Here is a 16,271-nt window from a genome sequence, read left to right as displayed (position 1 = left end):
GCGCGCGGGCAATCGCTTCACCGATACCACCTGTTGCGCCCGTAATGAGAGCCTTGCGGCCAGTAAGGTCAAACATTTAGTCTCCTTTAGTACATGCTCCTACGCATTAGCACCGACCGTCTAGGAGGCACTGCTGAGGCGGTTTGCATCTTTATACGAATTTCTCGCACCCTAGCTGAAGCAAAAGATTTTAACAGCAACTTCCAGTCACGCTAAGACGGCTTATGCGAAGCGTATAACGGCCGTTCAACATGTTTGCTGATTGTGTAACAACGAAATATCGATCACTCGATTGTTCCGCGATCAACGTTAAGCGCGGATACCCTCACCCCAAGTCCGGAACTGCAAAAACATTCACATGGTATAGTAACTGATTATTTTTTGCCTTCCCAGCCACACAGCACATCAAATGGCTCTAATCCATCCCAATGCTCTGCAGATCCACTAGATGGTTTTCCCAACAAGCTCCGATTAATCCTAAACATCGGCCTCAAGCTGGTTTTTAAAAATTTGAACATTTTTACTTCCTGCGTTTTTCGACAATTTTAGCGCATTAAGCTACTCGATAATTACTCAATCAAGATTTCAGGTTACAAATGCAATTCGTCCTACTGGTTCCTTCACGTGGACTATTGGTGCGGTCGTGCTAGCGAATTTGGAATCTTCAACTATGCAAGTAGCGCTTATTTTGCTTCGGCACATTTCTGGCTCGACTGATTGTTCAGGCAAGCGAGCTTAGCTTCTTGGTGCTCCACTGATTACATCGGCCGCACTTGTGTCAGGGCTCTTCTTCTGCCGAATGGAAAACCATGCCCGTAGAATTAAGCAGCAGAGCAGGTGCCACGCGCTGCTCCACTACCAATGTAACGATTTTCATTCTGCTTGAAATAATTCTGATTGCATAAATGTTCATCATCAGCTGCACAAGCGATGTGCGCAAAGTGGAAAATTTCATCGCTATCAGCCGACTATCTTCTTTTGGAAACAGGTTATGGAAACGCAGATATCACCAAAAATAATGCGCCGAATGGTGCCCAAAAATCATAGTGCGACATCTCACTTGCAAGCGATAGCTAAATTGCTCTGCCTAAGCTGCAGGTGGAAGGGTGATACTCGGCAACTTAGCGAAATGAACGACCGTATGCTCAATGACATCGGCCTTAAGCGCACCGATATTGCATGGGATTCTAGTCGCTTTGACTACACTTATTTCATCTCAATGTGAGGAAAATTAAGCTTCACACCGTTGATTTGGTGAGCTCTCTCGAAAGTACTCCAATGTCCTATCCCCAAAACTTAAAGGTTTCAACGTGAAGGCCAATTCCCCCTTAGTGCAAAGACTGATCCTTGCGAAGGAAGATCCCGGCAAGGATAAAATACGTGTCTGGCTCAGCGCTAGCTCTGACGACAGCCTATTGGCATTCGGGTTAACCAAGCTCGATATTTATCTCTTGCGTGAGCATGACGTTGACAAAACTGGTAGGCAATTTTGGCAACAGAAATAACCAGGTGATACTTGCCTCGCAAATCATCGGATCCTGCCACATTTGTCACAACGGCAAAGTTTTCCAGTAAGTCTCTATAGCGATGACATGGGTGTTGACGCATTTGCACTCGGATCGCTTTCTTAACCAAGTTGCCAGGGTTGAAGAACAGTTGTCGTTTAACCACACGGCAAATGCGTGGAATGGCCCCGCCTGGCAGTGACCTGTGCAGTGGGGGCTGCTCGTTTATCTTCCGATTTGCCCAATATTATCAAAGGGATTGGCAGCAGCACACCGACAACGCCGGGGCCAAATCGCTGTTGTCATCGAACAGTTCTCTCCCGCCGTGTTGTCAGTCAGGCTTGCCAGTGAACGGTGCTAGGACTTCAAAGCCATTATCATTGGGTGTCTACCGAAACAGGCTAACCGGGAAGTACAGATGCTGCTACGTCTTGGGAGACCCCACTCCAGATTCCGATGCCCGTTCATGCTGCCACAGCACGAGAGGCTGTTCGTAGGATCAGAATTCTCTCTCCACTCTTTCAGTACATACATCAAATCTAAGTTCTTAAAAGGGTGTTACATATATCACCATCGCATTGAAACTGTAACCATTCCCGGTGTTGCGAATTCCTATGGAACAAGGATAGATAAGTGGCATCCGATGGTTTCCCATTCCATCCGATGTGTTCCCCTCGAAGGTTAATTCCTTCAAACTCGGCTACTGTCCATCGTGACAGTAGCCTTTTTTTCGCATGGTTAAGCTTCTGCAGGGGAAGGGATTGATCTGATCCTCGGGTCCGTGACAGCGCCATCTACGCACACTGTCGAACGGCAGGAAGGGACGTAAGTTATCGACATCTTTTCGGTCTGATAAGGCTTCTGGTTGATCATCGGCGCACAGCAGCCTAGACGCGAATGACAATAGCCATCGACAACGCAAGAAGCAGGAGGGGACATCCAACAGCGTATTTTTTCAGGACAGGATACGGTTACCGTCTATTCCCATTGAAGAATTGCGCTACCGCTACAGTACGCATGTTAACGTTATCAGAGACGGATAAATCATACCGGCCCCCAACCCTAGTAAGTTTCAATTGCAACGTGATTACTGAATTACTGTACTAGAGTGAAACCTATCACGCCTACTTTAGTCTGAGAGGTGCAGGCGCTGTGGTGTCAGATTTCAAAATGCATTGTGACGACCGGCTCACGTCAAATCAACCTAGGCAGGGAGTACGAATGGCTCAGCGTATATGGGTGAACAAGAGTGAGGAAACCCCACCCAAAAGAGTTGGTTCCCGATCTCGCTCTAAAATCGGCGCTGTCCCCGGTGAGGAAATTCTTCCAATGTGGTCATCGTTGCTCACCCATGAAGAGGAGAATTGTAGTCGGGAAATACCTCATCCCCTGCCGTATCTAATATGGTTTGTCGTAGCTACTTCCATGTTTTTACACTCAATTACTTATTATGTCGGAACTCCAAACCCGTTAAAACGAGATCCGGCAGTGATGACTTCGTCCGGGTCGGGTGTGCGAATGCAATCATATACGGATTGGCTTGCACGTGGGGGTAAGCTCCTTACCAGCAATTGAAATCAGATCTTCTATCAACGACTACTATGTAGCACGTGCAACATAAGCACAGGTCAAGTGGCATTCTTTTTTCTCAGAGCACGCCGCTGATATTTTGGCGATATTCACGTGCCTTATTCCCACTTCAGAGGATCTATATGCAATATCGTAAGTATGCTCTTATTCTGCCGCTCATGCTTTCAGCATGTAAGGACTATCGCCAAGAACGTGTAAAACTTCATCATAATTACGGTGTCAGCAATCAGCACTGCCCACAAGTGTGACAACAAGGACAGAGTTGAGGTGTGTCAACCGACTATCACGGTGGGTTCAGTCTCGCCATGTCTTTCGGGCTATAGTGAGATCGAAAGCCGACTTTAGAATGGGTGAATTCCTTCGATTCAAACGGGTTAAGCGTGAGGCGTACTGACCAAACATGGTCCTGGACTAATGCGATGGCGCTTGGTTGGTCTGGCCCCCGAAAAGTGATTCTTCATGAGTATGGCTTATGAGCCATGGAGGACGTTGAAATGGCAAAGAAAAGACATACAGCAGAAGAGATCGTCACGAAGCTCCGTCAGGTTGACCTATTGAATGCGCAGGGAAAATCGATGGCGGAGGCGATCCGTTCTATAAGGGTGACGGAAGTTACATACTATCGATGGCGGTCCGAATACGGTGGTCTGATTGGTGATCAGGTGAACCGTCTGAAGGAACTGGAGGCAGAGAATGCTCGACTTCGGCAGGCCGTTTCCGATCTCATGCTAGACAAGATGATTTTGGCAGCGGCCGCCAAGGGAAACTGGATAGCCCCTAGATTTGTAGACACCTTGTCCCCTAAAACGAGGCAAGGACGAATTTGAGCTAGATGCGATCAAACAGATAAAGAAACGCAGCTGGATAGTATCGTTTAAGAATTGGGCGTGTCTGAGAAGATGGGCATGCAGGGTTCTTGGCCAGCATCGTTGCACGCACAGCAAGATTGCAAAGACCCCGGATGACGCGGACGTTGACCGCCGAAATCGCGGCGATGCTTCGCCAGGCTGACTGGAATGTGAACGTCAAACGGGTTGAGCGCATCAGGTGGCGGGAGGGGCTGGAACTGCCGCGCAAGCAGCCGAAGCGTGGAAGGTTATGGCTGAATGACAGTTCATACCGGGCCATCTGGCGTATCAAAAAACCGCCTCGGCTCGAATCGGTGCCGGATAAAGCTGTGGTGTCAGGTTAACCAGTCACTGGGTAACGGTGGTATTTTCACATGGCCGATGGCCTCCGAAGGATGAAGCTACCTTCGAGCATCGTCGGTAGATTTCGACAACTTTGTAAAACCCAACTAACGTTCTGTTGTTATGTGAACTCCCGGCCGGGGTAGGAGCGGCGTCGATACCGATAGCAAGCTGAATCTGACAGTGGCCTATCAATGGACACCGAGCTGCTGGAATCGCATCGGGTGGATTCACAATAGCCGATTAATAAGGAGAGGCGTTTCTATATCGCCCTGGGGCCAGCCTGAAACCACAAATCTCTACAATTAAGCGTCGCTGCGCCGCCGCCCTCCCTTCTCGTCTAGACATGACAAATGCAAACCTACGTCCCACTTTGTCAAACACCTTTATAATGGGAAATAAACTATCGTGCGTCGTTTCGATAGGATCAAAATGATAGGGTTCGAGAAATTTGGATATCAACGGCGAGCGTGCCTTGGTCTGGATGTTTATGGTCGAAGCGAAGAGTGTTATTGAGCAACCACAGAAGATTTCGGGATTCATGCCCTCTGCTGATCTCGGGGGAAGCATCGTCACCGCTAAACTCGCGGTTCTGCCGTTTTGTTTTTGATCCGATTATCGCCGGCTCTGCACTCGCCGGTGCTGCAGTTTATCCTACAGAAAGTTTTCTCGCCTCCGATCCGCTTGGAAAACAGCAAGCACCATGGAAGTCGACTAAGTTATAAAGGGCCAAGTGGTGCACGTGTGACGTCCATAGGGAAGGGTGGTTCTCTACCTTATTCATGAGGACGGAAACGATTTCACGATGCTTCTCTTCATCATGCTCAGATTCACCATTCCACGGTCATGTCGGTGACAGAACGGATTCCAGCAAAGCCGCTCGCTATGGGACGCGGTCCAACGAGACGCAGTGAAGGCATTATCTCGACCAGCGCCGCAAGCCCTTCCTCCAACTCGGCTTTTGCAAGAGCTTCTCCGATACATCTGTGAGCACCACTACCGAACACCAAATGCCATTTTGGATGAGTGCGCCGAATGTCGAACGTATCGCCGGCAGGATAAATCGCGGCATCGCGCATTGCGGACATGGTGGAAAGGGCAATCGGTTGGTCCTTAGGAATGAAATGACCATCAATCTCGATATCTTCCACCGTAAACCGGGGAATCGAAGCCACAGACGGCTCAAAGCGCAATGACTCAAGAACCGCATTCGGTATCAGACCCCGGTCTTCCACTATGGCATTCCACTGCTCAGGATGCTCGAGCAACAGGCATACCTGCATCGCCATCGCCATTCGGGTTGTGTCACTTCCTCCTAAAACAATAGTTATTATTTGTGTGATTGCTTCAAAAGAGGTAAGAACGCCTTGCCGCTCCACGATTCCAATATACTCTGAAAGAAAATCGTTTCGTGGATTTCTGCGGCGATCCGCAAGAAGTTCTTCCACGTAATTGTGCATATCAACGACTGCCTGGTCGATCTCCGGAAGGTCTTTAGCCGACCATGAAGCGCCAATTGCTTTTGCTATCGTGTAAATGGAGCGTGTAAACCGGGATATATCTGAATCCGGAATACCAAAGATGGCAGCGATGGTCCTTGCAGGAATTGATGAGGCATATGTCTGGAGGAAATCCATCTGTCCGTCAGCATAGCCTTCACGGAGTATTTTGTCTGCGAGCGCGCGAATTTGAGGTCTGATTTCTGCAATCATCTTGAATGCAAACGCCGGTGTCATTGGACCTCGTCGATGACGATGGGTCGTATCGTTGGAGAAAAGCATCGAATTTCGGACAAACTCGTACAAAGGACCCTCTGTAACGTTTCGGATTCTGAGGAACTCGGTTTCCACTTGGCGCGTAAACCGATTGGACGCTAGGTTCAATACATCATTGGCCCTCAAGACAAATGGTACACCAATAGGAGACTTTATGAATGGGACTTTCTCTCTGTAATGCCGGAAAACGGTATGGGCATTATGATCCAGATCTTCATTGGGAATCATAACAATGTCCGGATAGGATTTGGTCTGTGGATTGCTAGACATCTACGTACTTACCTTTGCAATGTGCCTCAAAGCTCGAGCTAGGAGTGCAGACTGCAAGTTGAGTTTTCATTGCGAATTACAAAAACAGGCTACAATTGAAATTATGGTGGTCACAGCTCCGCTGCATTATCCTTGCAAACGTTACGGCAAGACAGATTATTTTTGGGCACCATCTATTGTGGTCTCACTCGCCTACCAGTGAGCTAATGGGTGAGTGATTCACCAGGATTCTGATAACAGATGAAGAATATCGGGAGAACTGTCTGTATAGCACCCATGGCTGTCGCTAGCACCAGATGCGGACCTTGGCAGATTGCTATCCATTGATCCCGATGTAAAAGCAGCAGACTCGTCTGAGCCACTAGCGCAGCCGGATAGATGGAGTGCCTCCCAGAATCAGGGTTATGATCTGGAATTATGAGCTCTGGCGCTGAAAGGCCATTGCCATCGTCGGCGGCTCTCAGAAACGCCGACAGGAAGTTTTCCCCGGGGAGATTCGGGAGCGTTCCTCCAAAACGACTTCAAAACAAACCCGCAACTGTTCGGCTGGCGTGGTACATGTTGGAATATCGTCGGAGGTTGAAAGGAGCTGAAGAATTTTGCCAGTATCACCGATGCATTGGATGAAATACTAGCCGAGCCGTCTCGTGAACGCCAAAGAGTTCGACAAGCGCGAGAATGGAAATCTTATTTACGAACTAGCTGGCAAAATCGACCCTATCCTCTGTTCCGCCAAAGCGCGGGCAATCGGAGAGCGGCGACGCTTGTGTACCGTCGTTCGCGATGTACCATATTAAAAAAATGTCAAACAGCGCACCGTGAGTGATGCCGCGGATTTGTGGAATTACTGTTTCAGTTGGCCGCAGCAAGGGTATGCGCTAAGCAGCATGATATCTGCATGGCGAAGAACGAAATATTCGCCTCCCTCGTATGCTACGACAGGTGTGTTTTGCACCAACGACCTAATCACCCTGGGGATCTACGTCAAGTTCTGCAGCTGTCAGGACGGGAAGCCCTCCTATTCCTTGGATGAGGGCTTTTTCTAGTACTGAGTTTTTCAAGGTTCGAGTTCCTTTAGTTGGACCAGAAATATCGTCATGTTTTCCGGAAGTATCATTTCATTCAGGTAGTTTGATCACACAATGGAACGGAGATCACGCAGGGCCCCGAGACGGAGCACTTTGTTGCTTCCCCAATTTGGGTAGGCAGTTAGCTTAAAAGAATGGCAATAAACACTGCGCCAATTAATCGGCATGCCTCAGTACCCAAGAGGTCCATACTCTTGGGTACTGTGCATCGTCAGATACTGCGGCTTAACAATCGCAATCCTGATGTTTAGGTAGGGCTCACTCCCCAGCTGCATTGCTCACGAACTCCGTCATTACAGCACTTCATCTGCGCAGCATCTCACGCCATTAACCCTGTAAAGGCCAAGCTAATCGTCCAATCCGATTGGAATGCCAAACCTCCATGAAGGAATGCAATGACTATTGCATTCCAAATTATAAAAAACAGTTTAGGCTTCGGCGATCACAATGCAATGTCAATTCTACGAAATTGCGTTGTGGCTGTAACCTTAGAGTTTAAGATCGCAACCGTTCTAGATTAATGGAATAATTGGTGTTGCAAAGATTCCGCAGGGCACCCACATCCGAAGCCACCCTAAATGCTCTCTGGTGGAAATGCACTCAATGCATATCATTACGGTATGGCTGTACTCTGAGGATGGGGTGCCTGCCTATCAGTTTTGATCGGAAAGGCATTCCCTGAAAGGTGAGGCGAGCGGTGCCGCCATTCCCCGTCGGCACTTCCAAATTTTCGTGGTGGGAGTGCTGATGTGAGTGCAACACACATTCTCAATCTTGCGTCAGGTCCAGTTGGCAAAGATTTCATATGCAATGGAATTACGAATTTCCCGAAATAATGCGCGAACGCTGGTGAGTAAAAAATAGCCATTGGTTGCTCAGTTTTTGGGCGCCTTGAATATTGATTTATCAACAAGAGGACCGTTATGAAATTGCATCAGTCGCGATACCTGACACCCCTGCATTCAATAATTGGCGCTTTGAGGCGCAGCCAGAATATTCGAAGCGCAGAGCAGCATCTTGAAGGATTAGACGACTCTCTGCTTGGCGATCTCGGTATCAGGCGCAATGATATCTACTATATTGTGCGCCAGGGGCGTGGTGGAATTGGATGAGCGTTCGGGTTGGGCGTCAGCTGAGTATGCTTCTCTAGTACTATGATAGCGCTCTGCCCATATCATGATTGGGCAGAGCGCTAATCATTGATGTGAGCTAAACTTGGTTCCACCGACTTTAATAACACGAACATTTATTTGTTATCTAAGCTGCCACGGCCGTCGTGTTGGTGCCCTCTAGCATATAGTTTCGAATCCAACCTTGTCGCGTCGATATGAGCGCAACATGTGGCATGAACTCGCCATGCTCATTACTTAGCATGGAGCGTAGCGATGAAAAGCTTCATGGTGTTAGGGCGAATGGAGGCTCTTGGAGGAGCCGAAAATCCGCGGATCCTTACATTTGAATAGCCAGAATTTGGTTCACCAACAGCCGGATTATATCGATATGGTGGCAGCCCGTGCTTTGCCGCGCGCCCTAGATAACGCCTGGATTTATATTGGATATATCGGCGATTTCATCGTGCTATACAGCCCTGCCAGTGACAGAGATAGCGAACCAACCGAAGAAAAACTAATTTGAGTGAACTGCAACTGCAAATCATACTTTTCCCCGACGTCAGACCCTCGCCATCATTGGCTGAATAAAACAATAGTAAATTGGAACTGCCGCCCTCAAGAAGCAGAAAGCTCTCAACGAGTTTTTGAGGTTTTGCAATGTAAATGTTTATGGCTGTTGTCCTTGAAAGGTCTGGATAGATATACCTATGCTGGAGTTCCGATAAGCATCCCGCTCCAAGACAGTTCGATTTTCCTTGCCCTGTGCTCGCCAGTAATTAGGCATTTTCTTCCGTTGGCAGGACATGTCCTTGTAGACTAGGCGCTGTCTTGTACCCTAGGATAGAAGATAGAGCACTGGCCAGTACTTCTTCCGCTTTGTCCCGTTGGGCAACGCGGCAGCGCCAAGCAATATACCCGTCAGGGCGAATGAGCAGGCATCCGTCGTCCTCAATTTCTCGGCGGCTGTTCCATTCGTAGTATAGGTCAGTAATTCTGCAGCCAGCCCCGATAGAGAATGACGCGATATCGAGACCAAACTGTTTGGAAACTACCTTCGCGGCCGCAATCCAGCACTCACCGCCAGTTCCGGTCAAGACAGTGAATCGCCCTCCACCGACGAGATCCAGTGTCGAGAGGCTCCTTCCGTCACGTTGCACCCATGCATGAGGCAGTTTTGCCCCAGGAGAAGTGGTCGAGTGATGATACAGTTCTAAATCATTTCCGTTACTATCCAGCTCAGGTCTATCGTTAATTACGGCACTCGAGCGATAAAACTGATTGAACTCGACCCCTCGCGCCTGAAATTCATAAATCTTCCGACGAACCGCAATACGTAGCGCTTCACGCCGCTGGGCCCCTGTCGGCGTAGCTAACCCAATTTCTGACAAGTTACGGGCTCCCTCGCTGGGCCCTGTGCCAATGACGCCTAACGCATCAAGAATCGGGGCATAACTTTGAAGGCTTTTCGTAGCGCGTTCGACGACTTGTTGACCGATAGGTGCTCGTTCGTCGCTATAGCTATCAAGTAGTCGCGGCATCGCCTTTCCGCGCACAACCAGTGCCAACTTCCAGGCGAGGTTATAGGCGTCCTGTATTCCGGTGTTTGAACCAAGCCCATTGGATGGGACATGTCGGTGGACCGCATCACCCATACAAAAGACACGGCCGCCGTGATAGCGGCGCGCATACAGTGCGTTCATTGGCCAGCGGTCGATGCCGGTAACCTTCAACGAGAGATCGCGAATGCCAAGATAGTCGCAAACGACGTCGGCAGCATCGGATTCGGAAAGTTCCGGCGTTCCTTGGCCGGAGGAATATCCTTTTATAAGAAGCCAGCTGCTCCACGGCTTGATACAGCGCAGAATGCCCAATCCGGCACCATCCTTGTCCTCAGGTGTACGCACGAGGAAATAAAGCATCCCGGGGCGATGAGCGACGTAAGGTGTGAGGTCACAAGTGAAATGTATGTTGGCACTTCCCCCGATTTCACCGGGTCCCTCGAAGGGAAGATTTAGCGTCTGGGCAACGAGGCTGCGCCCGCCATCTGCCCCGATTAGAAAGCGAGCCCTTACGGTGTCGCGTTTACCCGAAAGGCGATTGCTCATTTCAGCCGTTACCCCGTCAGCATCCTGCGTGAATGAAACGAGTTCCGTGTCGAAGCGTACATGCGCTCCCATCAAGGTCGCCGCGTCAAAGAGCAGTGGTTCCAACAAGTGCTGGGGTAAGTCAGCCATCGAGCATGGACTAACGTCATGATTACCACCTTCGGTGCCCATTCCTCTTACGCGGCCGAATTCCTCACCGACCAGCGAACGCATAAATAACTCGTCTGGCATCTGCTTATATGGGGTGGCAAGTGCCCTGGCACGCTCCTCAAGCCCAAAATCCCGCAACACCTCAAAAGTGCGTTGGTTGGTCACATGAGCGCGCGGCGTAGGGGACAGGCGACGGTGCTTGGTGATAACGAGAGTACGAATGCCCTGCTGTGCCAGCCCCACTGCTGCTGTAAGACCTGATGGGCCACTGCCGATAATGAGTACATCCGTCTCAATCACATTCTCGATCATGCTATTCCTCGTAATTTGAAAGATACTTATAGTTTTTAAAGCAACGTAAATATCAATATAGTATATATGACATATGTTATACAAATTTTAAAGCGTTTAGAGGGAAGAATTCAAGTATAAAATGATTTCATTTGTAATGATCTGATATCTCGCCGAATGACTGTACGCTTGCTAGCGGCTGAATCGGTACCTCTCATGGTCGAATTTCTTGGGGCGCTAATGCGCCATCTTTAAGCAATATGCCCAACATGGCATTCGTGAGAGGCGCGCCTCAATGTCACTGTCAAGGGTCGGAGTCATCCGTTCGCTTGCTCCGTCGATTGTTATGATTGCGTAATGGAAGCAATGCTGAAGTGTACCGACCTCGCTTATTATAGTCGGCCGATCCAGAACTCCGTAACCCTGTTTCAATTGAAAGTAAGAGACACCAGTTCAACATATTTGTTGAAAGCATGACGACTATTAATCCGACCACAAAGGTTTCGACCGGAAGGAACAATCATGCTGCAATATTTTCACTTGGTGTCCACAATAATCCCTCGCGGGTCGAGAGGAGCAGTTCTCGCTCTTGCAATGGCAGCATCGATGCCTGTCCCACATGGGGTTGCGGCGCAGTCACTGACGAAGGAGGCTGATCTCGCTGGGATTTATGAAAGTAAGATACTCAACTTCTGGAATAGTCGCGGCAAGCGCCGCGACTTCTCCGGCATAGACGGTGTGCGTATCGCATCCATGGTTTTTGCGCGTCCCGACAGCACCGAAGGAATTGTAATATTGAATGGCTATGGAGAGAGCTTTATCAAATATCGTGAAATTGTATATGATCTCTGGCAAGCAGGATATCAGGTTTATATTCTCGACCATCGTGGCCAAGGCTTCTCCGAGAGACTGATCAAGCCGAACAAAAAGCAACAAGCCGACCCAACGGTCGTGAAAAGCTTACATGACCTTGGCCATGTGGAACGCTTCGATGATTACGTGATAGATCTCAAAACCTTCGTGGAAAAAATTGCAAAGCCGAGCAACGCGCGATTATATCTTGTTGCCCATTCCATGGGTGGTACTATCGGATCGTTGTATCTAGAGAAATACGCAAAGGACTTTTCTGCAGTCGCTTTATCGTCACCTATGCATGAGCCCAATCTCAGCCCGGTTCCCAACAGTCTGTGTTGGTTGCTTCGGCTAGGGCCTCGCAACAAATACGTCTGGGGGCGGGGGCCATATATGGAGCATGGAGATTTTAACCCGGACCGCGATTTTACCAGTAGCCAAACTCGCTATGAAATTCTGAAACGCCGTGAGCTTAAATACTCCCCCGAGGCGCAGCTCGGAGGACCAAGCTTCAACTGGGCATATCAAAGCTGTAAAGCCTCTCGCCAGAGCGTGCAGAACGCATACCGCATCAAAACGCCGGTTCTGCTTTTCCAAGCAAGCAATGACAGGTTAGTGAAACCCGGTGGGCAGAAACAATTCTGCGATGCTGTGAATTCGTCTCGTAGGGGATCGTGTCGTATGGAGCTGATTGGTGGCGCACGGCACGAGCTTCTCATTGAAAGCGACCAGTATCGCAACGCCATTCTGAACAAAATCATCAGGTTCTTCAAAAAGCAAGGTGGTCGCGCCAATCGACCTGCTTCGACGATGACCCCTTGAATCCTTTCTATGTTGCAGACAAGAGATGGTGGCTGGTATTGTGATCACGCCCCTGAAGAGATCTCCATCAGGTACTGAGCAATGAAACTTGGTGCTTGGCTATGTTCCTCGTGGACATGGCTGGCATGAATGATTGAAATCCCACTCTGCCTATGACCGCGACGATTGCAAACGGTGACGGCGATAATGGGATTAGAAGCATCGGGTGCCTGAACTGTGTGTTGAGGCGTGTCCGAGATGCTCATCCATAAGTGATTCACGAAAATTTTAAGGAGGTTGAAATGCGTTCGGCGATTGCCACGGTAGTCTTTATGGTCATGCTTGCAAGCTACACGACGGCGTCAGCTGAGGAGCTGATGTCGACTCAGTCTTGTGTTCACGTCAGCCAGGATGACGTTGCACAACTTTTCGAGCGCTGAAACGCTTCACTTGCGATACAAAAGGCGGACGAGGTGGTGAAAAACTATGCTGAGGATGCAATCTTGCTTCCGACGGTTTCCAATATACCTAGGCTGACCCAAGCCGAACGGATCGATTATTTCCAACATTTCCTTGAAAATCATCCACGCGGAAGGATCAATTTTCGGCGAATAAAAATTGGCTGCAATACAGCTATCGACTCGGGAACTTATACGTTCACGTTCGGCGACGGGTTCAAATTTGTGGCGAGGTACACGTATACTTATGAGTTCAATGGTGATCAGTGGCTGATATCATCGCACCACTCATCTGCAATGCCGGAAAGATAAGTCGGGAGATCCACTTTATCGTCATTGGGACGACGGGCGCGACGCCCTCGTTGTAGTAAATGGTGAGCGGCCTGTGGTCGCTTGCCGATCAAGACACCGGGCTGAACCGTAAACTTAACCAGTTAGCGATGAATTCTTGTGACTTTAGTGATGACCGATGCTCCGAATCCCATTGTCGCCGTCACCGTTTTACAGCTGAGACTATCATCGAGGCGGTGTGTCGCTGTTTTGTGCTTGCCACTCCACTTCGCATGGTGGAAGATCTGCTTGCCTATAACGGTACCATCGTCACACACCAGCCAATTCGACGTCGGGAGCGGATCACGAAACAATTCAAATCAATCCGCCAGCTTCAACGCTTCGTTTCAATCCATGATCCCATTGCCAACTTCCACCATTTTCCTCGACCAATATTCATCGTCCGACTATCGTAATCATCGCAACGCTGCCATGGATGTCTGGCGCGAAATCGCATGCGTACAAGCGACATGGTGATCCGCTGCAAAGTCACTGGAGCGCCAAACCAAGATACGTCGGGTTAAGTTTGCCGGTTGATGGGGCAATCGGCAACAACCTGCAAATGGCCACTCTGCGGCAACATGTTCGTGGTGGAGTCGCCAGCGAAACCCGAGGATGATACGCTCCTAAGACGCGCAGTGCTGTAACTGAGCGGGAGGCCTAGCCAAGCCATCGTTGATGCCTTTAGCTCGCGCGAATGTTCCCTGTTTCGTCCGTGGCAAGTTTCAGGCGCGCACTGGCAAGGCGGCTCATAACGGTACCAATCGGGATACTTAGGAGTTCAGAGACCTCCTGATAGGAAAATCCTTCGACATAGGTCAAAAACACCGCGGATCGTTGCGCTTCCGGCAAGGCGTCGACCTTGCGCAGGATCTGATTGGCGAGCATTCGTGTCTCGATGTCGCGCTGCCCGTCTACGACAAGGGCGGTTTCCGCATCAACATAGCCTTGTCCTATACCAACCCTTCTGGTGCGCACTTCATCAATCCATATCGAATGGAGAATGGAGAACAGCCAACGGTCCAGGCGTGTCCCGGGTTGATACTGCCGAGACCGTTCCATGGCGCGCAAACACGTCGCCTGAACCAGCTCTTCAGCTACGTCTTTCTGACGCGAAAGAAGAAGCCCATAGCGCCACAGCCGAGCCATGTAGCCAACGAGCTCAACTTGGATGTCATGGTCGGTTGCTACAATGGTCTTTGTGCTCATATGCATTGCCGTCGCTTTGCAAACAGCTCGCCCCATGCAGGTGTAGATCGCTTAATCTGGCAGGAAAGATAACGGCGCGCTCGAAGAGAGTCAGCCATCACCAGGGGCTTGTCATCATTCGCCAAAGGCCCCGTTTGTGCATCAATCGTCCACTTCATGAGGTCACACAGCCAAGCCCTGATGCCTTTCGTCCTTGCCTGGAACGCTCTGGCAATCGTATTGTTATCAGTGCATCAACCGGAGAAGACTGATGCGCAAAGAGTCTCGGGCGGTAAGGAATGATTGTGGGTAGCAAATGAAAAAACTGCAGCATGACTGCTGCCTCCGGTCGAAATCTTTGTGATCGGATTAATAGTCGTCTTGCCTTCAACAAATATGTTCAACTGGTGTCTGTTGCTTTCAATTGAAACAACGTTCCAGAGATTGGGTTTGCTTATCCATGAAATATCTCCGCTATTTCGAACAGGGGATCTCCTTCTGCAAAATGTCGTCATCATCTCCGCCGCGTGATCTGATGGAGGGATGTTCCTTGGCCACATTGGTGCGACTAGTCAACAGGAGTCTTGAGCTGACGCCATCGAGGCGCTTAAATCCAACGCGCTGAAGTTGGCTAAGGAGATTACCACCCTCCATGCGCAGCGGCTGCAGTACCTCCAGAAGTGAGCTAATCGATAACGCCGAGGATGCACAGTGGGCCAGTCACCCTGCAGAATCATGCCAGCGTGCGACCTCAACTGATCAAGTGCTTTGGGGTGCAATTTGCTCCCCATGCGGAAGGTTTACCGTGCTGATTTAGCCTGGCATTGTGGAGATGATACTGAACCGTGCAACGTCCATCCCAACGATTTTGGATCTCCGACATACATGCTTCTAAGGGAGTTGAGACAAACGGTCTCTTGAGATGAGAGGGACCGTCGACTGCTCCAAAGCACCGGATGTGGTCATGCCGACACGCAAGTACACATATACAACAGCAGTCGCCGTATGATGCATCGGAAAGCATAGATATATCCGCGCGCCGACTGTTGCTGACCATGATGAGCATGGCGAAGCCGCCCTAGCTAGTCTCCATTGTAAGCTCCAGAGCGAACTCCAGAAATCGATGGTCTGTGAGAAAAAACTACCTCTCATTTGGTGCCAGTTGGTGAAGCAGCGAACCCTCGGCCGACCAGTTGAACAACGACATGACGCGTCGCCATCAGAACTAGTGAATCGACTGGAATGTAAACCTGTCGTCGATGGATCTCGCCATTCGAGTGCATTATCGCTGAAGCCAGCGATTTCCGTTGATGAGGTATAGATATATGCGAAGCGATCAAAGCCAGATGCCATCACGAAGTTCTTCAGGGCTTGACACATTAAACGCTCGTCCTGCACGAGATCAACGGCATCAATTAGAGCATAAAACTATCTTTCTAATAAACTTCCTACTTTACCGCCGATTATCGACGCACAGATAGATGCATTGTTCGCAACACCGAAGTCATCGTGTAAGACGCTGCAAGCTGGCGATGTGTTTCTCCGAGTGCTGAACCGGCGACAATC

The 16,271-nt window shown here is 49.6% G+C and carries 10 protein-coding genes and 3 pseudogenes; 8 read left to right on the top strand and 5 right to left on the bottom strand.

Annotated features, from left to right (window positions below; all coding sequences use genetic code 11):
* Together V9K95_RS23545 and V9K95_RS23540 are read right to left on the bottom strand one after the other, a co-directional pair.
* Positions 1–76 (bottom strand): annotated as a pseudogene (locus V9K95_RS23545) (beta-ketoacyl-ACP reductase); the annotation flags it as partial.
* Between the two features lie 702 nt (positions 77–778).
* Positions 779–955: a hypothetical protein gene (locus V9K95_RS23540; protein ID WP_336442398.1), complete on the bottom strand. Its 177-nt coding sequence runs from the start codon at positions 953–955 to the stop codon at positions 779–781.
* Between the two features lie 36 nt (positions 956–991).
* Between V9K95_RS23540 and V9K95_RS23765 the strand changes: the two genes are divergently transcribed.
* The 3 genes and pseudogenes from V9K95_RS23765 (at position 992) to V9K95_RS23525 (ending at position 4,895) form a co-directional block, all read left to right on the top strand.
* Positions 992–1,225 (top strand): DUF1127 domain-containing protein, encoded by a 234-nt coding sequence (locus V9K95_RS23765; RefSeq protein ID WP_442958608.1) that lies wholly within the window; start codon positions 992–994, stop codon positions 1,223–1,225.
* Between the two features lie 2,364 nt (positions 1,226–3,589).
* Positions 3,590–4,212: pseudogene (locus V9K95_RS23760) on the top strand (transposase); the annotation flags it as partial.
* A 524-nt stretch (positions 4,213–4,736) separates the two neighbouring features.
* Complete coding sequence (locus V9K95_RS23525) at positions 4,737–4,895, top strand: hypothetical protein (protein ID WP_336442397.1); 159 nt, start codon at positions 4,737–4,739, stop codon at positions 4,893–4,895.
* A gap of 220 nt (positions 4,896–5,115) precedes the next feature.
* On the opposite strand, the gene V9K95_RS23520 is transcribed toward V9K95_RS23525, so the two are convergent.
* A complete protein-coding gene (locus V9K95_RS23520; RefSeq protein ID WP_336442400.1) occupies positions 5,116–6,066 on the bottom strand; it encodes a cytochrome P450 in 951 nt (316 codons plus the stop codon).
* Positions 6,067–8,341: 2,275 nt separating this feature from the next.
* Between V9K95_RS23520 and V9K95_RS23515 the strand changes: the two genes are divergently transcribed.
* On the top strand, positions 8,342–8,530 hold the full coding sequence (locus V9K95_RS23515; protein ID WP_336442396.1) for a DUF1127 domain-containing protein: 189 nt from the start codon (positions 8,342–8,344) through the stop codon (positions 8,528–8,530).
* A 343-nt stretch (positions 8,531–8,873) separates the two neighbouring features.
* On the top strand, positions 8,874–9,053 hold the full coding sequence (locus V9K95_RS23510; RefSeq protein WP_336442395.1) for a hypothetical protein: 180 nt from the start codon (positions 8,874–8,876) through the stop codon (positions 9,051–9,053).
* Positions 9,054–9,306: 253 nt separating this feature from the next.
* On the opposite strand, the gene V9K95_RS23505 is transcribed toward V9K95_RS23510, so the two are convergent.
* The gene (locus V9K95_RS23505) at positions 9,307–11,097 is read right to left on the bottom strand and encodes an FAD-dependent oxidoreductase (protein WP_336442394.1); all 1,791 of its coding nucleotides are present in this window, start codon (positions 11,095–11,097) and stop codon (positions 9,307–9,309) included.
* 501 nt (positions 11,098–11,598) lie between these two features.
* Here V9K95_RS23505 and V9K95_RS23500 point away from each other — a divergent pair.
* The 3 genes and pseudogenes from V9K95_RS23500 to V9K95_RS23490 all read left to right on the top strand — a co-directional run.
* A complete protein-coding gene (locus V9K95_RS23500) occupies positions 11,599–12,750 on the top strand; it encodes an alpha/beta fold hydrolase (protein WP_336442393.1) in 1,152 nt (383 codons plus the stop codon).
* A gap of 434 nt (positions 12,751–13,184) precedes the next feature.
* The gene (locus tag V9K95_RS23495; protein WP_336442399.1) at positions 13,185–13,499 is read left to right on the top strand and encodes a calcium-dependent protein kinase; all 315 of its coding nucleotides are present in this window, start codon (positions 13,185–13,187) and stop codon (positions 13,497–13,499) included.
* A gap of 290 nt (positions 13,500–13,789) precedes the next feature.
* Positions 13,790–13,994: pseudogene (locus V9K95_RS23490) on the top strand (IS6 family transposase); the annotation flags it as partial.
* A gap of 207 nt (positions 13,995–14,201) precedes the next feature.
* On the opposite strand, the gene V9K95_RS23485 reads toward V9K95_RS23490, so the two are convergent.
* On the bottom strand, positions 14,202–14,726 hold the full coding sequence (locus V9K95_RS23485) for an RNA polymerase sigma factor (protein ID WP_336442392.1): 525 nt from the start codon (positions 14,724–14,726) through the stop codon (positions 14,202–14,204).
* Positions 14,727–16,271: the final 1,545 nt, after the last annotated feature.

It is taken from the genome of Phyllobacterium sp. CCNWLW183 (assembly GCF_037203775.1).
Classification (GTDB): domain Bacteria; phylum Pseudomonadota; class Alphaproteobacteria; order Rhizobiales; family Rhizobiaceae; genus Phyllobacterium; species Phyllobacterium ifriqiyense.
The sequence above is the reverse complement of the archived record's forward strand: the minus strand, read 5'-3'. Positions and strand labels throughout refer to the sequence as shown.

What these genes read in the sequence shown, in the direction of transcription:
- V9K95_RS23765 (WP_442958608.1), top strand. Translation starts at nt 992, where the DNA reads ATGGAAACGCAGATATCACCAAAAATAATGCGCCGAATGGTGCCCAAA.
- V9K95_RS23485 (WP_336442392.1), bottom strand. Translation starts at nt 14,726, where the DNA reads ATGAGCACAAAGACCATTGTAGCAACCGACCATGACATCCAAGTTGAG.
- V9K95_RS23540 (WP_336442398.1), bottom strand. Translation starts at nt 955, where the DNA reads ATGAAATTTTCCACTTTGCGCACATCGCTTGTGCAGCTGATGATGAAC.
- V9K95_RS23515 (WP_336442396.1), top strand. Translation starts at nt 8,342, where the DNA reads ATGAAATTGCATCAGTCGCGATACCTGACACCCCTGCATTCAATAATT.
- V9K95_RS23520 (WP_336442400.1), bottom strand. Translation starts at nt 6,066, where the DNA reads ATGCTTTTCTCCAACGATACGACCCATCGTCATCGACGAGGTCCAATG.
- V9K95_RS23505 (WP_336442394.1), bottom strand. Translation starts at nt 11,097, where the DNA reads ATGATCGAGAATGTGATTGAGACGGATGTACTCATTATCGGCAGTGGC.
- V9K95_RS23500 (WP_336442393.1), top strand. Translation starts at nt 11,599, where the DNA reads ATGCTGCAATATTTTCACTTGGTGTCCACAATAATCCCTCGCGGGTCG.